Here is a 19327-nt window from a genome sequence, read left to right as displayed (position 1 = left end):
TTGCTGCTCATTGCCGCTCAGACTCGTTGATTGGCGATTCATCAGCTAACACTGTGACTGCTGGGTGATTGAATCGAGGCGCTAGTGACGGGTCTTGTGACTCAACATTATCTGCTTCCAGCTCACCAGCTTTTGGCTCGGGTATAGCAATGCTCATGATAATCGCGCAGAAACCGGCAGTGGTCACCGAAGATGAAAGTATGTTGTTGGCTAATTGCGGTAATTGGGCGAGTGTCTCAGGTACCATCATGACACCTAAACCTAATCCTAGAGACGTTGCGATAATGAGGCTTTTTCGTCTATCTATAGGCTCGCTGGTCAGTATTTTTACGCCCGCAACCGCAATAGTGGCAAACATAACAAGCGTCGCGCCGCCAAGCACAGGTTTAGGCATAAGCTGCAAGACACTGCCAACAACTGGAAATAAGCCAAGTAATACCAGAAAGCCAGCGATGTAAAATCCAACATGACGACTGGCGACACCCGTCATTTGTATTACCGCATTGTTTTGCCCGAATGTGGTATTGGGAAAGCTATTAAACATGGCTGCCAACATAGAATTAACGCCGTCCGCTAAAATTCCACCTTTTATGCGTTTGAGGTAAATCGGCCCTTTAATTGGCTCCTTACAAAAAAGGCTGTTGGCGGTTAAGTCTCCCGAGGTTTCAATTGCACTTAGGAAGTACACCAGTGCGATCGGAATAAACAGTTCCCAGTCAAAGGTGACACCGTATTTAAACGGCTCAGGTATACTAATTAAAGGGGATGACAGCATATTATTGAATGACAGGATCCCCTGATACCAAGCAATGATGCAGCCTACTAACATGCCAATGAATATTGCGCTTAAGCGCAACAGCGGATATTTAGATGCATTAAGGGCAATCACGGTAATAAGTACGCTCAGGCCTAAGATGAGATTATGCGGCGCGCCAAAATCCGGTGCATTGAACCCGCCGGATAAATCGGTCATGCCAACTTTAATTAAGGTGATACCGATAGTGGTGATCACGATCCCTGTAGTGAGCGGGGTAATCACTGCTTTTAAATGCTGAATAAATTGACTTAATACAATTTCAACAAAGGCACCAAAAAAACATAAACCAAACATCAGAGCCATAATTTCTTCATTCGACCCACCACGACTTTTTATTGCAGTACCGGCGACTAACAGCGCGCTGATGAAAGTAAAACTCGTTCCCTGCACAGCGATAAGCCCGCAGCCGACAGGCCCAAATTTTTTAGCTTGAATAAAGGTGGATACGCCGGATGTCATCAGCGCCATACTGATCAGATAAGGTATTTCAGCCTGTAAGCCAAGCACAGAGCCGATGATCAATGTGGGGGTAATGATGCCAATAAAGCAAGCCATAATATGCTGAAGCGCAGCAGTGGTGCTATGACCAACAGAAGGGACATCTGTTAAAGAATATAAAATTTCACCGTTTTTGGGGCGAGTAGTCTGCATATGTTGGCCTATTTTAATCTGTTATGGGTAACAAGTTTTTCGGGGTTCAGTTATTTTGTGGTTGGCAAAGTCTGTATTGCCGACAGATAAATTTGCCGTAACGGTCAGGTGTTTGACTAAAACTGTTAGCCCCTTGGTCTAAAAACGCCCGTTCAAATGCGTTGATACGGGAATGATAATCAGCCAGCAGCGCGCGTTTAGTTTGCTCGTCAACAAAACCATGCTTGAGTGAGTTTTCGGCTAAACCAGTCAGCTCTTGCCAGGATAAATTAAACTCTTTAACGGCAACAAAGTACTCGTCTGTCATATTTGAATCCCACATACCGCGGTCGTCGGTTGATAACGCTACTGGGATCCCGGTGCGCAGGTATTCAGGGAAGGGGTGTTGATGATATTCATCGACGTATTCAAGCAGTAAATTACTAACAAGGTTAATCTCTACTAAATAGCGGTCGTTACGCATCAATAACATGGTGCCAGGATCGTCGATTAAGTTAACACCATGCCCAATTCGATTCGCGCCTAATAATAAGGTGTCCCTAACATGAAAATTGGGTTCATCTACCTCACCTGCATGGATAGCCAGCGGTATATTCGGGATGCGCTGGCGTAATTTTCGTAAGGTGGATAAAAACCGTAATGGATAACCCTTATCGTTGTCTTCGCGGCCAACCATATTAATACCCACGTAGATGTCTTTGTGCCTATCAACAAAGCGATACATCCATTCGAGCTCTTGTTCGGCGTTGGGTAAAAAGCGCAATAGCGCATATTGCAATCGAGCGGTGACACCCGTGGAGATGGCATCATTTTGGGCTAACCGTTGACGGAATATATCGACTACCTCGTCCGGCGAATAGTGAGAGCCATCTGGTTTAATGCCGCCTTTAGCATTGGTTTGCGCTTCAATATAACGCAACCCTTCTCGTGCAAAAGACTGCATATTTTTAACCAATAATTCTGCCATGATGATTGGATTGCGATTCAGATCGCCCAGGCGAGTCCAATGCTTTTCAAAAAATTCAGCCCGTCCTTCAAACGGCTTGTCTAATCTAATGCTATTCATCCATGCGGATTTTTGCTCGTTTGACAACGCGGTGAGTTCGCGATATTCACTTTTCTCGCAATCACTCAGCGCTGCATAGTGGCTGTGTTGAATCGTCTTGAATAACAATAATTGCGGATTTCCGCCAAATTCATTGCTGCCATAGCCATGACATTGTTTGATAAACACCTTAGTGTAATAGCGATATCCACCATTGTTTTTTTCATCAGTAGCAAGGTTGTACCACCAATGGCTGAAGCCCGAACCGCCAAGGTGGTGATGAAGGTCACCTCCTTTTGGTAGCGCATATAAAAAGTTATATAAGGCTGTGTTATCAGCCCGTTGCTTAAATGACTCAAACCAATGCGGTTTGGGGGTCATTGGCGTGCCTGCCTTTGTGCTTAAGGGGAGCAAAGTACAACCAAAGAAAACGAGAAGTTGTAAATAGTGATTCATGTAACGATAAGAATATCGATTGTTTTGGAGTGTCGGGTTCGAATTGTTGTGCAGATTGAGGTGGTGTTTATAAATGTAACGACGAATTTGTTGTACGATGTTCATAAGAGTGTCCGTTGCTGTTGACTGATAAAGTTTAGTCAAGATGGCTGAGTCCATTGCAATTATTTGACCAAATGGTCAGTCTGGAATATCTCATTAACGTGTTGTAATTGAAGGAATAAATATCCGTTAGGTATTGTAGGATGCACATTTTAAGCAAGGTTGCACTTTAATGGTGCAATTTACCTCTATTTTGATACACACATTTGCATCACACATCAATCAAATACACGCTTACTCATTGAATGGTAAACATTATCGTGATTACAAATTGATGAAGTGAGCTAATCCGCATCGGCTAAAACGATCATGTATAGTGGTTGATAATGTGAATATTTGCTCAACACGTAACAGTGAACAGATACCCAGAATACTCTTGATTTATTGACTCGACATTTATAATGGAGAACACAGTGCAAAACAGTTCAGCCCTTGTCAGCCCACAATGGTTACATGCGCATTTGGATGATGCGAACATAATGGTTTTCATGAGTACGATGAACGTGATCACCACAGGCGAGCCAGAACCCATGCCTGCTGGTTATATCCCTAAAGCTCAAGTATTTGATTTTGAACATCAGATTTGCGACCCATCTAGCTCACTTCCTCACACTATGCCCAGTTCTGAGGTATTTCAGCAAGAAGTGCGAAAACTTGGGGTGAATAAAGACAGTATTGTGATTGTTTATGATAATCAGGGGGTGTTCAGCGCACCACGCGTGTGGTGGATGTTTACGTGCATGGGCCACAAGCTGGTCTATGTGTTAAATGGTGGTTTTCCTGAATGGCAAAAAGCGGGATTCAAATGTGCCGAAACGTTGTCGCAAGCGAAGCAAGAGGGAGACTTTATTAGTCAATTTCATGCTGAGCTTATGATCGATGCCAGCGGTGTATTAGCAGCACTTGATGCACCTGACTGTCATGTCATAGACGCCCGTTCAGCGGATAGGTTTTATGCAAAGGTAGCAGAGCCGAGACCTCACCTTCGCAGCGGCCATATGCCAAATGGGTTGAATTTACCTTTTAGTGACTGCATTGAGAATGCACAATTGTTAAGCACCCAACGACTGCGGACTAAATTCGATGCATTAGGTGTTCGTGAGAATGACAAGTTAATGTTCAGTTGTGGTTCTGGGGTAACAGCCTGTGTTTTAGCCTTGGCCGCTAATGAGGCCGGGTATCAAAATATACAAGTTTATGACGGTTCATGGAGTGAGTGGGGTGCAGATGAAAGATTACCTGTTGTTAGATAATCATATAAGAACCCGCGCTAGTCGCTAGCACCTTCTGTTAAGCAAAGGTAAGCAATTTATTCAGTGAGTATTCATTCACCCAAGTAGATAATTCTATCATTCAAATTTAGCGATTGTGACCATCGCCATGTAAAGGAAATAATATGAAAAACGTGTTTGCTATTGTTACTCTGTTGGCGTCAAGCGCCGCATTAAGTTTTAGTCCAATCAGCGCCGCCAGTGCTGAGGACAAGGTGCATCAAATCAGCGTTAGTGGCCAAGCGAATGTGGCAAGTGTGCCAGACCTGTTCCAGTTCAGTGTTTATGTAGAGGAGCAAGGAGAGCGGGTTCAAAATCTAAACAGTGTAGTCGCAGACAAAACCCAAACCATTATCAGCAGTGTGTTGGCTTTTGGTGTTGACAAAAAAGACGTGCAATCAATGCGTGTTCAGCTTAATCCTTGGTACGAACACAGTAATAACCAACGCATTCAAAAAGGCTTCAAGCTCTCAAGAGAAATTAACTTCACCTTGCGCGATATTGCCCTGTATGACCAAGTGATTGATGCGGTATTGGCGACGGGAGCGAGCCGTATCGATGGCTTCAATTATGTTGTCGAAGATCCACAGCCGCAGTATTTAGCGGCGTTAGAATTGGCACTGAAGGACGCAAAATTACGGGCCTCTCGTATGGCAGAAACCTTGGGCGCCAAACTAGGTAAGGTTATATCAATCAGCGAAAATAGCGGCTATTCACCCATGCCTAGAGGTCGTGAAGTGATGATGATGAGCAAATCAAGTGATTCACTACCAGGCCAAATCAACACCGCTGCGCAGGTAAACGTGACATTCGAATTGGTTGAGTAAAGTGAGGCGCTTAAATGCCTAATAGTAAAATGAGAGCTTAATATTGTTATCAAAAACGTGCTTGATTAGCTATACCGTGCAGGATTAATTTTAAATGGTTTAGGAAAAAGAGGTTAGCGAATACAGCTTACCCATGGATGCTGTATTCGTTTATCTACTTAATTGATTTCGTGAAAAGTCAATTTTCAATAGTAATAATCAAGTTCTACTTCGGGCGGAGCAATAACGACCAACCAATATACGAAGGCACAAATAACCATCGCCAGCACTAAAGCTAATATCAGTCTTGAATGATTAATCCCGCTTTTCGATTGCACATTTTTATGCCCATGAAGCATCGCACCAATCAAGGGCTTCTTAAGCAATAATTCGTAACTTAAAATAGCACTAATGTGTAAACCAATAATCACCAATAATACATCGAACAGGGTGTGATGCAGCCACTGCATGATACCCTGCGTCTCATCAGATACGCTTGAGTAATAAGGCCCTGTAAATAACACATCATCGGTAACGAACAGACCGCTTAATGCCTGAGCGCCGACCACAATCAAAATAGCGGGCACCATTAGGGCGCCGAGTGGATTATGCCCCGTGTACGTTGATGGGTGGCGGCTAAAAAGTGTACTTGTGTAGTGTAAAATGGCGCTAGGGCCACGTAAAAAAGAACTAAACCGGGCATGCTTTGGCCCAGCAAATCCCCAAATTATTCGAAATATTACCAAGCCTAATAAACCGTAACCAAATTTAGCATGCAGATCCATGTAGCCATCTAATACTTCAGCCGTTAGCCACTGCGCAAAAATCAGCAGTACGAGGGCCCAATGAAAAATGCGTAAGGGGAGATCCCAGACCAATGTTTTGTGATGTGTCATATTTTGGCTCGAATAATGAATACTAAAAAAAGGAATATACAGAATATTGTTACTAACGATAAAGCACAACTCAAGAGGAATTGTGTATTTGTCATGGTGGTGGTCTAGTTTTTGTCCTTATTGCCTGTGTCGCTAGGAGTAAATGACCTCACAGTTGAGCGACAATTAGTCAGTTTCACCATGGTGAACACCTCTTACCAGTTTATTAATCCGCTAAATTCCCTTTTTACGCTGTTATTTGGCTGATTTTAAGGAAAATAAAGTAGCATATTCTCTATTTTCAAGCATAAAATGCGCGCAAAACTACTATGACCTTTTTATTACATTAACTGGGTTTAAACAACAAGGTTCAGCACATAAACCAAAGAGTGACTGCTGCAGCCAATTTATCACCTTATTAACACGACTGAGATTTCCTATGTTGCAGGCAAATTTACCATCAATACGCCAGACTATTCGCACTAATACCTACCTCAATGAGGGGGATAGTGTTGAATATATGCTCAAGACTAATCCATTGAGTCAAGAGGCGCGCAATAACGTACATGCAACGGCGTTATCATTTGTAGAGCAGTGCAGAGCGAATCCCGACAAGCAGGGGTTATTTGATGCCTTCCTACAAGAATACAGTTTATCGAGCCATGAAGGTGTCGTGTTGATGTGTTTAGCTGAAGCACTATTGCGGGTACCTGATAGCTATACTGTTGACCGTCTTATCGCTGAAAAAATTCATCTTGGCCAGTGGGGTGAGCACATAGGTAACTCTGAAGAGTTACTAGTGAATGCTGCAAGCGTAGGCTTATCGCTTACCAGTAAAATACTAGGCAAAGAACAGAGTAAAGGCCAGAGTAATGAGCAGGGCAGCAATGATGAGCCAAGCAACTGGTTCCGTAAGCTTATTCAACGAGTAGGTGAGCCTGTTGTGCGCGGTGCGACGTTGCAGGCCATGAAATTTATGGGGCAGCAATACGTATTGGGCCGAGATATTAAAGAAGCGGCAAAGCGTGGTAGAAAAGGCAATGTTGAAGGCACTCGCTTCTCATTTGATATGTTAGGGGAAGGGGCCAGAACCTACAAAGATGCCAATAAATATTATGATGCTTATTTATCAGCTATCCGCTCCATTGGGCAAAGTAACGATGAGAGCGATGTTAATTTAGCGGACGGGATATCGGTAAAACTCAGTGCGTTGCACCCACGTTATGAATTCAGTCATCATCATTTAGTGATCGATGAATTACTGCCAAGCGTTTTGTCTTTGGCGCTTGAAGCCAAAAAATTCAATATTGGTTTTACCATTGATGCAGAAGAAGCAGCTCGCTTGGACATTGAACTCGATGTATTTCAAGCACTGGCGTTTGCGCCGGAATTAGCCAATTGGAACGGATTGGGTTTTGTGCTGCAAGCCTATCAGAAACGTGCACTTTTTGTAGTGGACTGGCTGGTCGAGTTAGCGAAAGCCAGTGAACGTACATTAATGGTGCGCTTAGTTAAAGGCGCATATTGGGATGCAGAAATTAAACATGCACAAGAAATGGGGTTGAGTGAATTTCCGGTCTTTACTCGGAAAGTACACACAGATTTGAGTTATCAAGTTTGTGCTGGCAAATTGCTCGATAACCGAGATTGTATCTACCCTCAATTTGCAACACACAATGCTTATACTGTTGCGCTCATAATGGAAATGGCGGGAGACGACACCAATAGTTTTGAGTTCCAGCGCCTGCACGGCATGGGTGACTTACTTTACGGCCAAATTAGAGAAACCACCGGGCGTGAGTTACCTCTAAGAGTCTATGCGCCAGTGGGTGTTCACAGAGACCTACTCCCTTACTTAGTGCGTCGATTACTTGAGAACGGCGCCAATGGTTCATTTGTTAATCAATTCTTGGATGGTAAAATTGCCGCCTCGAATCTGGTGCAGAGTGTTGAAACAACAATCGGCAAGGCTCAGGGAAGCCGCAATAGCCAAATCCCTCTGGCTCAGGACATATTTAACGCCTTCGGTGAAAAGCGTGATAACTCCCGGGGTATCGATTTAGACGATCCTCTGGCATTTGCTACGGTTGCCCATCAAGTAACTGCTTTTTCTGAAAAAAAATGGCAGGCAGGACCGATCATCAACGGCGTGATGAACACCGACAAAGCTTACCCTTTGTATTCGCCAGCCGCTACTGACAGCCTGATAGGGTACTGCACCGATGCTTCTGCAAAAGATGTAGACATTGCGATGAATGCGGCGTCTGCAGCGCAACCAGCTTGGCAAGCAACGCCAGTAAATCAGCGTGCACAAATCATGGAAAAGGTTGCTGATTTATTGGAAGCACAAACAGAAGAGCTAACCGCACTCATCAGTTTTGAAGCGGGTCGTACCTTAAACGATGGTATATCAGAAGTACGAGAAGCTGTTGATTTCTGTCGCTACTACGCGTTACAAGTGCGCCATCTGGTATCCGATAGCCCAACCCAACCCAAGTTAAAACAAGGTCAGGGCGTTTTCGTGTGCATTAGCCCTTGGAACTTCCCGTTAGCTATTTTTGTTGGTCAAATTGCAGCGGCGTTAGTGGCAGGTAATACAGTCGTGGCCAAACCGGCGGAACAGTCGCCATTGATTGCGACTCAAGCTATTAAACTGATGCACGATGCAGGGGTGCCCACAGATGTATTGCACTTACTGACGGGCTCTGGACGCGAACTTGGTCCAGTACTAATGGCTGATGAAAGGGTTGCAGGGGTCGCATTTACTGGGTCTACCGCAACGGCACAGAGTATTCAAAAGGAGTTGATTAAACGTGGTACTACCTTGCCGCCTTTTATAGCTGAAACGGGCGGACAAAATGTCATGTTAGTGGACTCAACAGCGCTACCCGAGCAGGTCGTTGATGATGTCATTCAATCTGCGTTCTTAAGTGCTGGGCAACGTTGTTCTGCGCTGCGTGTATTGTATGTACAAAATGATATCGCCGATAACTTGATTGACATGTTAAAAGGTGCACTTGCTACCTTACAAATAGATCAACCCTGGAAACTAAGTACAGATCTTGGGCCAGTCATCGATGCAAACGCATTAAATACATTGCAAGCACATTGTGAAAAAATGACCAAAGAAGCCAAATTTGTTGCCAAGGCAAAGGCACCAAAAGACGTTAAAGGCTTTTATATTTGTCCTAAGGTGTTTGAAATTGAAAATATCAATGTACTAGAACGCGAAGTCTTTGGACCTATCTTACATATTGTTCGCTATAACGCGAAAGAGTTAGACCGCGTTCTTAAAGACATAAACGATACAGGTTATGGCTTAACGCTGGGAGTGCATAGTCGCCTTAAAGAGTTCGCCGATAAGGTGTACGCTGAAACACATGTTGGGAATACCTACATCAATCGAAACATGGTCGGGGCGGTCGTTGGGGTAAACCCGTTTGGTGGTCATGGTCTATCAGGTACTGGTTTCAAAGCCGGAGGTCCGCACTACTTATTACGTTTTACTAATTTATGGGCTGCGGAGCCTGTTATCGATCAACTACCTAGCGAAATATCAGAGACGTCTACCCTTAGCAGAGATACCCAAATGAGTTTGCGCGTGGCCAAAGCTGAGCAAAGTACTTGGCAAAATGTGCCCATCACCCAGCGCATTAAGTTCATTGAGAATGCTTTCGCGGGTGCGCAACATCTACCGGCATTTTCAGCAATGCCAGCGGATAGCCTAAAGCAAGCTTCGCGAATGTTTGCCCAAGCGCGGCACAATTTTGGCGAGGCCATAACGTTACCAGGGCCAACAGGTGAAACGAATGAGCTATCACTTCACGGCCGCGGTGTATTTTTAGTCGTGCTGAAACAAGGTGATGAAGTAACCAATTTACTGCAAGCAATGGGAGCGTTGTTAGCAGGAAATAGTATTGTGCTTATTCATTTAGCGCAAACGCCAGCCAGCGCCAGCTCGGTGTACAAAGCGTTAGAAAGTTTTGTGCCGATGGCAAACGTGCAATGTATTGATTCACAACAAGCGTTAATGGCATTGTTATTAAGCGACGGTATAGCAGGCGTGGCAGGAAGTAACGCCCCAGGACTCATTAGCGCTTTGGGTGCCAGAAAGGGGGCAATCATCCCGTTTGTGGGAAGTATGTCTGCTGATTATAGTTTGCTGCGTTTTGCCACAGAAAAAACCAAGACGGATAACGTCGTAGCCACAGGTGGTAATGCGATGCTGCTAAACCTTAAAGAGTAAACTTGAGGTTGATATTATTCGTTGTTGTTGATTTAAGCAGCACTTATCACTGGATGATTAGTGTTAATGCTGCTTAAATTAAGCCTTTTGGGTAATTTACCTGACACTAATTCTGTCTATGATTAGCATGAACAAAACTAAAAACGATAAAATCGTGTTACTACAAGGCAAATACAATGAAAAAAGGCCAAGACACCTTAGACCGCACTGATCTTAAAATACTCGATATACTGCAAAGAGAGTGTCGTATATCTAACGTAGAATTAGCCAACCAAATACATTTAAGCCCCACACCGTGCTTAGAGCGTGTTCGTCGTTTAGAGAAAAACGGCTATATCGAAAAATACGTTGCACATTTAAACCCTAAAAAGTTAAAGGCTAATTTGACGGCCTATGTACAGCTTTCACTTGCTAGTACCAGTACAGAGTCAGTAAAAGAATTTAATCAACAAGTCAGTGAAATTGATGAAATTGTTGAATGCGCGATGGTCGCAGGACAGTTTGATTACCTGATTAAAATCCGTATTGAAAACATGGATGAGTACTGTAAATTTTTGGGTTCAAAATTAGCCTCTATAAAAGGCGTGACGCAAACTCACACCTACGTCGTAATGGAAGAAGTTAAGTCAACTCATCTCATTCAATTATAAGAAATGATAGATTGACCTGCTTGTATGGCTGAAAGCCTGATGTAAATCAGGCACAATATCGCCACAGATTCCTATGACGTACAAGCAGCATGAATAAAATTGCAATATTTGGGGCCAACGGCCGAATGGGTCGCGTATTAATTGAAGCGATAGATCAATCGCAAAATGCAACATTAAACGCGGCATTTGTCAGAGCAAGCTCCTCTATGATGGGTGTTGATGTTGGGGAACTAGCGGGCATAGGCCAGCGTGGACTCACTGTCACTGACGCCAATTCCGCTGACTTTTCGCAAATTGACATTGTCATCGATTTCACCCTCCCTGATGCGCTCGAAGCTAATTTAGCCCTGTGTGTCCAACAAAAAAAGCCAGTCGTCATCGGCACGACAGGTTTAAACCAACAGCAAAAAGACGCTCTGCAACGGGCGAGCCAGCATATTCCTATCGTTTTTGCTGCTAATTACAGTATCGGGGTCAACCTATTACTTAACTTAGCCCGCCAAACTGCGCGTGTTATGGGGGGTACGGCAGACATCGAGATTATAGAAGGCCATCACAGGTTTAAAAAAGATGCGCCGTCTGGTACTGCCGTGGCAATAGGTGAAGTTATCGCTGATGAGCTTGGCCGTGACCTATCTACCTGTGCTGTATATGGCCGTGAAGGTGACACGGGCGAGCGTGACCAACAAACGATTGGCTTCGCTACCGTCAGGGCAGGGGATATAGTGGGTGAACACACCGCACTGTTTGCAGATATTGGTGAGCGAATCGAATTAACCCATAAAGCCTCAAGCCGCCTGACCTTTGCTAATGGTGCTGTTAAAGCCGCTGTTTGGCTTAAGAATAAATCCCCAGGGCTCTATGATATGCAAGATGTATTGGGGCTTGCCTAATACGTCCCATATCAAGTGAGCATAACTTAGGGTTTTAACCCTTAATGCAGTAAATGTGGCTGAAAGCACTATTTTAACTGTTTTTCTAATTGGGAATAGACCTTAATCAGGCTTTCATGTATATTATTGCGAATTTGCCAAATTTTAGTGGGTTTTTAGTAAATCCATGGAATTAATAGCTGCAAATACGGTAAAGCGGGATGTAATTCAACTAGTTACAGCCCGTTTTTTATAGGTTTTTGCACATTGCCCGTGTAAACACCTTAGGTTAACTATATTCGGAGGTTGACTTGGCTAATTCCGCCCTTTTAGTGCTAGAAGATGGGTCTGTTTTCAATGGCACGGCTATCGGAGCGACTGGTATGTCTGTTGGTGAAGTGGTGTTTAACACCTCAATGACAGGTTATCAGGAAATTCTTACTGATCCCTCTTACGCAGAACAAATCGTAACTTTAACCTATCCCCATATTGGTAACACCGGTACCAATAGCGAAGATTGTGAATCAACAAAAGTGTGGGCCAAAGGCCTCATTATTAGAGATTTACCGCTGCTAGCGAGTAATTTTCGTAGTGAACAATCGTTGTCTGAATACCTTCGCGTAAATAACATTCTTGGTATCGCAGATATCGACACTCGCCGTTTAACGCGTATTTTACGTGATAAAGGCGCGCAAAATGGCTGCATCATCGCAGTCGATTCAAGCTCTGAGATCGCGCTTGATAAAGAATTGGCCCTTGAGAAGGCGAAAGCGTTCTCTGGTTTGAAAGGTTTGGATCTTGCCAAAGAAGTCACCACTGACGAAGTCTACAGTTGGACTGACGGTTCATGGACGCTTGGCCAAGGCTTTAACAAAAAGCAAACTGATTTGCCGTTTCACGTCGTAGCCTACGATTTTGGTGCCAAACACAACATTTTACGTATGTTAGTAGACAGAGGCTGCCGATTAACGGTGGTACCTGCTAAAACCACAGCAGAAGATGTACTGGCGTTAAACCCAGATGGCGTGTTTTTATCCAACGGCCCTGGTGATCCTGAGCCTTGCGTATACGCGATCGAAGCGATTAAGACCTTGCTCGATAAAAACTTGCCTATATTTGGTATCTGTTTAGGGCATCAATTATTGGCGCTAGCCAGTGGTGCAAAAACTGTAAAAATGAAATTCGGTCATCACGGTGCTAACCACCCAGTGAAAGACATACTTGGTCAGCGCGTCATGATCACCAGCCAAAATCACGGTTTTGCTGTTGATGAACAATCGATGCCGGACAATTTAGATGTTACCCATGTGTCATTGTTTGACCAGTCATTACAAGGTATACACCGTAATGATAAGCCCGCGTTTAGCTTCCAGGGACACCCTGAAGCGAGCCCCGGCCCTCATGACGCGGCACCTTTGTTTGATCACTTCATTGAATTGATGCAAGCAACACGCTAAGACGACCCTTAAGCCCCAAATTTAGAGTAACAAGCACAATGCCAAAACGTACCGACATAAAAAGTATCTTAATTATTGGTGCTGGACCGATCGTCATCGGCCAGGCCTGTGAATTCGACTATTCAGGTGCGCAGGCGTGTAAAGCACTGCGTGAAGAAGGTTATCGAGTTATTTTAGTTAACTCTAACCCTGCAACTATAATGACCGACCCTGAAATGGCCGATGCCACTTACATCGAGCCTATCCATTGGGAAGTGGTTAGAAAAATTATTGAAAAAGAACGCCCTGATGCCATTTTGCCAACCATGGGCGGACAAACCGCACTTAACTGTGCGTTAGATTTAGATAAGCACGGCGTGCTGACTGAATTCGGCGTTGAAATGATTGGCGCCACTGCAGATGCCATTGATAAAGCCGAAGATCGCGAACGTTTTGATAAGGCGATGAAATCAATTGGCCTTGAATGCCCCCGTGCAGAAATTGCGCATAGCCTAGATGAAGCGTTCGATGTTTCAACTCGTATCGGTTTCCCCTGTATTATTCGCCCATCTTTCACCATGGGTGGCAGCGGTGGCGGTATTGCTTATAACGTCGAAGAGTTTGAAGAAATCTGTCGTCGTGGTCTTGATTTGTCACCAACGTCTGAACTGTTGATTGATGAATCATTGATTGGTTGGAAAGAGTATGAAATGGAAGTAGTACGGGATAAAGCAGACAACTGCATTATCGTGTGTACTATCGAAAACTTTGACGCTATGGGTGTTCATACCGGTGATTCGATTACCGTTGCGCCAGCCCAAACGCTTACCGATAAAGAATTTCAAATTATGCGTAATGCCGCTATGGCAGTATTGCGTGAGATTGGTGTTGAAACGGGAGGCTCAAATGTTCAGTTTGGTGTTGACCCCCAAACTGGTCGTTTAGTTATTATCGAAATGAACCCGCGCGTTTCTCGCTCATCTGCTTTGGCATCTAAAGCGACGGGCTTCCCGATTGCAAAAGTAGCGGCAAAGCTAGCCATTGGTTATACCTTGGATGAACTTGCCAACGATATTACAGGTGGTTTAACACCTGCGTCGTTTGAGCCGGCCATCGATTATGTTGTCACTAAAATTCCGCGTTTTAACTTCGAAAAATTTGCTGGTGCCAATGACCGCCTAACGACTCAAATGAAGTCAGTAGGTGAGGTGATGTCAATTGGCCGCAACCAACAAGAATCATTGCAAAAAGCATTACGCGGACTAGAAGTTGGCGTTAATGGCTTTGATTCTATTATCGATTATACCGATCCAGAGAACAAAGCGACCATCATTCGTGAACTTCGCGAGCCAGGAGCAGAGCGCATTTGGTACATAGCAGATGCGATGCGAATGGGCATGGACATCGAAGAGATATTTGCCCTAACGAATGTTGATCGTTGGTACTTAGTGCAAATTGAAGATCTGGTTAAAGAAGAACAAAACGTCGCGAACATTGGTTTATCTGGTATTGATGCCACATTGATGAACCGATTGAAGCGTAAAGGGTTCTCTGATGCGCGTATCGCTGATTTGACCGGTGTCGACCAAGGTGATGTGCGAGAGATACGTCGTGGCTTTGATATTCACCCTGTCTACAAACGCGTTGATACCTGTGCGGCTGAGTTTGCCTCTAGCACTGCATATATGTACTCAACGTACGATGAAGAATGCGAAGCAAATCCCACTGATAAAGATAAAATTATGGTTATTGGTGGCGGGCCTAACCGCATTGGTCAAGGAATTGAGTTTGATTATTGTTGTGTTCACGCTGCTTTGGCAATGCGTGAAGATGGCTACGAAACTATCATGGTTAACTGTAACCCTGAAACGGTTTCCACTGATTACGATACATCAGACCGTTTGTACTTCGAATCAGTGACCTTAGAAGACGTGCTGGAAATTGTCCGTATCGAGAAGCCCGTTGGCGTTATTGTTCAATACGGTGGTCAAACCCCCCTTAAGTTAGCGCGTGATTTAGAAGCTGCAGGGGTACCCATCATTGGTACTTCACCTGACGCTATTGATAAAGCGGAAGATCGTGAGCGTTTCCAGAAAATGGTCAACAAGTTAAACCTCAAGCAACCGGCGAATGCGACGGTAAGCAATCTTGAAGAAGCTTTGCTAGCGGCTGAGAAAATTGGTTTCCCATTGGTTGTTCGCCCTTCATATGTACTTGGTGGACGCGCGATGGAAATCGTGTATGACCTAAAAGATTTGAAACGTTACTTAAACAATGCGGTTAAAGTCTCTAATGACTCACCTGTATTACTCGACCGTTTCTTAGATGACGCAATTGAAGTGGATGTAGACGCTATCTGTGACGGTAAAGAAGTCATGATTGGCGGTATTATGGAGCACATTGAACAAGCAGGTGTTCACTCAGGTGACTCAGCATGTTCGCTTCCTCCTTATTCGCTGAGCGAGGACATTCAAAACGTCATGCGCGAGCAAGTTAAAGCCATGGCATTAGAATTAGGTGTGGTCGGTTTGATGAACACGCAATTCGCGGTCAAAGACGGGGAGGTATACTTAATTGAAGTAAACCCTCGTGCTGCTCGTACTGTGCCGTTTGTGTCTAAAGCGACAGGTTTGGCCATTGCCAAAATTGGTGCTCGCGCTATGGCTGGTCAGTCTCTTGCTTCGCAAGGTCTGAGCAAAGAAGTCATTCCTCCGTTTTATAGCGTTAAAGAAGTGGTGTTGCCTTTTGCTAAGTTTCAAGGCGTAGACCCCTTACTTGGCCCTGAAATGCGCTCTACCGGCGAAGTGATGGGAGTAGGTGATACCTTCGTGGAAGCTTACGCTAAAGCAAATTTAGGTGCTGGCGAGCCCATCCCAGCAGGAGGGAAAGCATTGCTTTCTGTTCGTCTTAACGATAAAAATCGTATTATCGAATTAGGCCGAGCCATGGTCGCAAAAGGATTTAATCTTGAAGCAACGCGCGGAACGGCTGAAGTGCTGAATAAAGCCGATGTGCCTTGCTCTATTGTGAACAAGCTATCCGAAGGTCGCCCTAATATTGTAGATGCGATTAAAAACGGTGAATATTGTTATATCATCAATACCACCGAAGGACGTCAAGCAATCGATGATTCTGTGTATATTCGTCGTGAAGCGCTGCTAAATAAAATTCCTTATACCACCACTATGAATGCGGCGTTTGCCACGGTTAATGCAAATAAAGCTGACGACCGTGCCAGAGTGCATTCAGTACAAGAATTACATAAACGTTTAGTTTAATCGTTTATTAATTCGGTGCTGGGCGTTGATTTATTACGCTCAGCACTTATTTATTATCCATGTAGAACAACAATCAAAAATAAAGCGAGCTATTGATCAATGACTCAATATCCTATGACGGCTAAAGGCGCAGAAATGTTGCGTGAAGAGCTACAACATTTAAAGTCAGTAAAACGTCCAGAAATTATTAAATCGATTGCGGAAGCCCGTGAACACGGAGATTTAAAAGAAAACGCTGAATACCATGCAGCGCGTGAGCAGCAAAGCTTCTGTGAAGGGCGTATTCAAGATATCGAAGGTAAGTTATCCAACGTACAAATTATCGATGTAACCAAAATGACCAACACTGGGAAGGTTATATTTGGCACGACAGTTACTATATTAAATCTACAAAGTGATGAAGAAATTACTTATAAGATTGTGGGTGATGATGAAGCTGACATTAAAAATAACCTTATTTCAGTCAGTTCGCCCATCGCCCGAGGTCTAATCGGTAAGCAGTTAGACGATGTGGTCACCATTCAAACGCCCAAGGGTGCGATTGAATTTGAAATCATTGAGGTAGAGTACGTCTAGTTTAAGACTGCTCCTTTGAGTGATGCTTGACATCATTTACAAATTTATTGTCAAAAATAATGAAAAAGCGTGCTTACTGCACGCTTTTTTCGTTTAATGATAAGTTGATAAAGTCATACAAATTGAATCTAGCTCAATAGCATCCACAAGGTTATGACACTAGTGAACGCGTGGCTTAGTGAGCTGCTGAATAACTTGTTGGTTCAGCGCAGCCAGATTGTGGGAGCTTCGGCTGGTATATAAACCTTGATCGACCACGAGGTCCCGGTCAACGACCTTCGCACCAGCGTTTCGCAAGCGATTGAGAACAGTTGGAAATGAAGCAACGAGTCTGTTTCTCAAAACGTCTGCTTCAAGCAACATCCACGTACCTTGATTGATGGCAACCACAGGCTTGAGCTTAGCATCCACAAAGAATGCCTTTACAAAATCTACTGCGTCTCTGTCTTGCAACAGCGCGTCTGGGTTAAATAATCCGCCGGGTAAAATGAGTGCGTCATAATCATCAGCTGACACTTTTGACACGACTTTATCTACATCCACTTCTATACCCCATTTGCTGCCGTTCCAGCCTATTATAGTCCCAGGCTCAAGGGAGACAATGTGCACATCAACCCCAGCCTCAATAAGGGCGTCACGGGTTTCAATTAATTCACATTGTTCAAAGCCATCCTTGGCGAGTATGGCTGCAGTTTTTTTATCTGTTAGCGTCGTCAACATCCGTTGCTCCTTATTGCTGCACTGATACTTTTATCCGTTAATGGTTCAAAGTAGCAAAAAATGCATTTAACGTTGTTAAGCAATAATCAAACCAACTAAATCGGCATTAGTGATCTATCAGAAGTCTATATTAACCTTTGATTTATAATGAAAAATTGCTAGTAGTGAAAAGTTAGATTGAATAATTTACTTTTAGTTTAGTAATAATAGTAGAAAGTTATGTAAATTTAGTCGCAGAATATTGGCTTTTATGTCACAAAGATTTACAGCAAAAAAGCACTTACGGTAGGTATATTTACCAGAACGTCTATTTTAGGATGTTTAATTTACCCTTTAACGGGCTAATACAGCATATTGTTAACAAAGCTGACGTTCTCGATATCAAATGTCGAGGGTTTTTACTCGAAAGGAACTGGATTGCGCCAAGTGTTTGGCGCAGCACCGCAAAAATCGACAGACCCTTATCTCTGTTACGTTATCATATACAATCCTGTTGACTGTGTTACCTTCCGCGCAGCTATTTTCTGACACCATTTGAGGACTCGCTACTTTGAAAAGCGTTATGTTGTATGTTTTGACCGTGCTTATTTGGGGCTCGACTTGGTTGGCGATTGAGTTTCAGCTTGGGGATGTGCCAGCACAGGTGTCTTTAGCCTATCGCTTCGCTATCGCCGCTTTTGTTATGTGGTGCTACTGCGTGTTTAAAGGTATGAATATGCGGTTTTCAAAGACAGATCATGGCTTTTTTATGGTGCTGGCCTTGTGCAATTTTGGTCTGAATTATTTAATCTTATATTGGGCGCAAAATTACCTCACCTCAGCCATGGCTTCTATTGCATTTTCAACCCTGCTTCTGATGAATATTATTAATACGCGTCTGTTCTTTGGCCGTCGCATCGCTAATCGTATATATATTGGAGCCTTGCTTGGCGTCGCTGGGTTAGGAGCATTATTTTGGCCTGACATAAAAGACCTCGATTTTACCAGTGATGCCATGCTTGGGTTGGGCCTTGCACTTGGCGGCACCTTTTTAGCATCATTGGGTAACATGGCCAGTGTGCGCAATTCATCCCATCAGGTCGGTGTTATGCAAGGTAACGCATGGGGAATGCTGTACGGTGCGGTGGCACTCGTTTGTGTGGTGTTGCTCAGTGATGCTCAATTTACTTTTTCTATGGAACTTAGCTACGTTATCTCACTGCTTTATCTCTCGTTATTTGGCACAGTGATTGCCTTTGCGTGCTACTTTTTATTATTGCGTGACATTGGTCCTGAAAAAGCCAGTTATTCCATCGTTTTATTTCCAATTGTGGCTGTGCTCTTGAGTACTGTTTTCGAAGGTTTCGTATGGCACGCTAACACGGTATTTGGATTTGTATTAGTACTAGTAGGAAATGCCATTGTACTCACCCCATTAGCAAAAGTTAGAAATTGGTTAGGGTAGGTCGTTAGGTGAGTTGGAGGTGGTTAATTTGGCATCCGGCCGAAAGTGGCCCAACGAAAGCGCGTTAATAAAACGCGCTGCG

The 19327-nt window shown here is 43.9% G+C and carries 13 protein-coding genes; 9 read left to right on the top strand and 4 right to left on the bottom strand.

Annotated features, from left to right (window positions below):
* Nucleotides 1–7: 7 nt before the first annotated feature.
* The gene (locus tag AC0VYA_RS11185; RefSeq protein WP_475488292.1) at nucleotides 8–1468 is read right to left on the bottom strand and encodes a uracil-xanthine permease family protein; all 1461 of its coding nucleotides are present in this window, start codon (nucleotides 1466–1468) and stop codon (nucleotides 8–10) included.
* A gap of 46 nt (nucleotides 1469–1514) precedes the next feature.
* Nucleotides 1515–3074, bottom strand: coding sequence for an adenosine deaminase family protein (locus tag AC0VYA_RS11180; protein ID WP_475488291.1), 1560 nt, complete (start codon nucleotides 3072–3074; stop codon nucleotides 1515–1517).
* A 410-nt stretch (nucleotides 3075–3484) separates the two neighbouring features.
* On the opposite strand from AC0VYA_RS11180, the gene AC0VYA_RS11175 reads away from it, so the two are divergent.
* Both AC0VYA_RS11175 and AC0VYA_RS11170 read left to right on the top strand, forming a co-directional pair.
* On the top strand, nucleotides 3485–4324 hold the full coding sequence (locus AC0VYA_RS11175) for a sulfurtransferase (protein ID WP_475488290.1): 840 nt from the start codon (nucleotides 3485–3487) through the stop codon (nucleotides 4322–4324).
* Nucleotides 4325–4467: 143 nt separating this feature from the next.
* Nucleotides 4468–5169 (top strand): SIMPL domain-containing protein, encoded by a 702-nt coding sequence (locus tag AC0VYA_RS11170; RefSeq protein WP_475488289.1) that lies wholly within the window; start codon nucleotides 4468–4470, stop codon nucleotides 5167–5169.
* A 185-nt stretch (nucleotides 5170–5354) separates the two neighbouring features.
* Here the strand turns inward: AC0VYA_RS11170 and AC0VYA_RS11165 are convergent, their stop codons facing one another.
* Nucleotides 5355–6044 (bottom strand): cytochrome b/b6 domain-containing protein, encoded by a 690-nt coding sequence (locus AC0VYA_RS11165; protein ID WP_475488288.1) that lies wholly within the window; start codon nucleotides 6042–6044, stop codon nucleotides 5355–5357.
* A 418-nt stretch (nucleotides 6045–6462) separates the two neighbouring features.
* Here AC0VYA_RS11165 and putA point away from each other — a divergent pair, with 418 nt between their 5' ends.
* The 6 genes from putA (at nucleotide 6463) to greA (ending at nucleotide 17081) form a co-directional block, all read left to right on the top strand.
* Nucleotides 6463–10269, top strand: a complete 3807-nt coding sequence (gene putA, locus AC0VYA_RS11160) for a bifunctional proline dehydrogenase/L-glutamate gamma-semialdehyde dehydrogenase PutA (protein WP_475488287.1) — start codon at nucleotides 6463–6465, stop codon at nucleotides 10267–10269.
* Nucleotides 10270–10445: 176 nt separating this feature from the next.
* Nucleotides 10446–10919, top strand: coding sequence for a winged helix-turn-helix transcriptional regulator (locus AC0VYA_RS11155; protein WP_006993387.1), 474 nt, complete (start codon nucleotides 10446–10448; stop codon nucleotides 10917–10919).
* 89 nt (nucleotides 10920–11008) lie between these two features.
* Nucleotides 11009–11812 (top strand): 4-hydroxy-tetrahydrodipicolinate reductase, encoded by an 804-nt coding sequence (dapB, locus tag AC0VYA_RS11150; protein ID WP_475488286.1) that lies wholly within the window; start codon nucleotides 11009–11011, stop codon nucleotides 11810–11812.
* Between the two features lie 290 nt (nucleotides 11813–12102).
* Nucleotides 12103–13248, top strand: coding sequence for a glutamine-hydrolyzing carbamoyl-phosphate synthase small subunit (gene carA, locus AC0VYA_RS11145; protein ID WP_475488285.1), 1146 nt, complete (start codon nucleotides 12103–12105; stop codon nucleotides 13246–13248).
* 38 nt (nucleotides 13249–13286) lie between these two features.
* Nucleotides 13287–16505 (top strand): carbamoyl-phosphate synthase large subunit, encoded by a 3219-nt coding sequence (carB, locus tag AC0VYA_RS11140; protein ID WP_473480670.1) that lies wholly within the window; start codon nucleotides 13287–13289, stop codon nucleotides 16503–16505.
* Between the two features lie 99 nt (nucleotides 16506–16604).
* Nucleotides 16605–17081 (top strand): transcription elongation factor GreA, encoded by a 477-nt coding sequence (gene greA, locus AC0VYA_RS11135; RefSeq protein WP_011575014.1) that lies wholly within the window; start codon nucleotides 16605–16607, stop codon nucleotides 17079–17081.
* 159 nt (nucleotides 17082–17240) lie between these two features.
* On the opposite strand, the gene AC0VYA_RS11130 is transcribed toward greA, so the two are convergent.
* Complete coding sequence (locus tag AC0VYA_RS11130; RefSeq protein WP_011575013.1) at nucleotides 17241–17801, bottom strand: type 1 glutamine amidotransferase domain-containing protein; 561 nt, start codon at nucleotides 17799–17801, stop codon at nucleotides 17241–17243.
* 550 nt (nucleotides 17802–18351) lie between these two features.
* Between AC0VYA_RS11130 and AC0VYA_RS11125 the strand changes: the two genes are divergently transcribed.
* Entirely contained in the window at nucleotides 18352–19245 is an 894-nt protein-coding gene (locus tag AC0VYA_RS11125; RefSeq protein ID WP_475488284.1) for a DMT family transporter, read from the top strand.
* The last annotated feature ends 82 nt before the right edge of the window (nucleotides 19246–19327 follow it).

The organism is Paraglaciecola sp. QJM3NY_14 (assembly GCF_056173245.1).
The sequence above is the reverse complement of the archived record's forward strand: the minus strand, read 5'-3'. Positions and strand labels throughout refer to the sequence as shown.